The organism is Oleiphilus sp. HI0067, assembly GCF_001635735.1.
In genome coordinates this window covers 1-1,183 of the sequence record NZ_LWFI01001635.1, presented here as the reverse complement: position 1 = coordinate 1,183, position 1,183 = coordinate 1, and the positions used below count along the sequence as shown (strand labels likewise).

Genomic DNA, 1,183 nt, shown 5'->3' with positions numbered 1-1,183 from the left:
TGCGGATCAAGCCATTTTGATGGGTGATGCTGCGCATAGTATTCATCCTTTAGCTGGCCAAGGCTTGAACCTCGGCTTGGATGATGTGCAGGCACTGATCAGTATTGCAGAAGATGCCAAGAAAAAGGGGTATGAGCTTTCAAGTCCCATATTATTGAAACGCTATGAGCGAGCGCGTAAGAGCGAAAACTTTTCAATGATGCTGGGTATGGAAGGGTTTAAAAGATTGTTTGGTGCGACAGACCCTATAGTACGTTTGATCAGAAATCTCGGCGTGGATGCAATGAATCGTCATACTTTTATAAAAGCCCAAATTGCTAAAAAAGCGATGGGTCTACAGTAAAGCGTTCGCTTTATGTAGCGCCCGTTTTTTGCAGAAATCCGTTCAACATTCCTAATCGTGATTCGCGACATATTCGTATTTCTGTTTTTATCGGACAATAGCTCCGCGGTGACCGTCACGAATAAAAAGAGAATATACCGATGCCATTAAAATACTTATTCATCCTTCCGTTGCTAATTGTAGTGTTTAGTAGTCCAGTGAATGCCAGCGGGACCGTTAATTTTACGACCAAGATGCCTCCAGAGTTCGAGTTTTGTGGGAAGAAAGTTGGCCGCGGCACGCCTGAGTATGATGCCTTGTTTAATTGGTTTAATAACAACACTACGGGTTGGTACGAGTCTAATTTACCCTATGAATTAGGTTTGACGTATATGTCGCAAACGTTTCGGGTTAATTTGATGGATAACAAAGTGATTGTGAGTTATGCCAGTGCAACCTCGGTCGGCCAGTTGGTAAGAGCTGCAAAAACTTCAGGTTTTTCTCGTTTATGCAATAAGTAAGTACTTGCTATTCTGACCATTCAATTTCGTCAATAACTAGCCTAGCTTGTGCGCTCGTACAGTCTGTGAGCCTCATGAGTTGATTAACGCTGATTGGCCAATGTTCTTTGGCAAGCGTTTTTAGGTCTTTCAAATTTAATTCTGGTCGCTGCTTCTTAAGCAGATTTGCAACCCATAGCCAGCTTTCTTGTTTCGCTGACTCAATACTCTTTTGTAAGTTGATGGACTGTTCTGTATTGAGTTCGATTGTCCAATTTCGAGATCGTCCTCTACGCGTTAATGTCACACCTTGGTCCTTTATAAGGCATTTAAGATCCTGCGCATTTTCGACACGGCGAAT

3 protein-coding genes are annotated in these 1,183 nt (G+C 42.6%); 2 read left to right on the top strand and 1 reads right to left on the bottom strand.

Annotation, left to right across the window (positions count from 1 at the left end; all coding sequences use genetic code 11):
- Together A3739_RS26350 and A3739_RS26345 are read left to right on the top strand one after the other, a co-directional pair.
- Positions 1-343, top strand: a 343-nt coding sequence (locus tag A3739_RS26350; protein WP_197472602.1) for an FAD-dependent monooxygenase, incomplete at its 5' end; no start/stop codon positions are given.
- Between the two features lie 140 nt (positions 344-483).
- Positions 484-843: a hypothetical protein gene (locus A3739_RS26345; RefSeq protein WP_068502972.1), complete on the top strand. Its 360-nt coding sequence runs from the start codon at positions 484-486 to the stop codon at positions 841-843.
- 7 nt (positions 844-850) lie between these two features.
- Here the strand turns inward: A3739_RS26345 and A3739_RS26340 are convergent.
- Positions 851-1,183, bottom strand: a 333-nt coding sequence (locus A3739_RS26340) for a hypothetical protein (RefSeq protein ID WP_068503356.1), incomplete at its 5' end; no start/stop codon positions are given.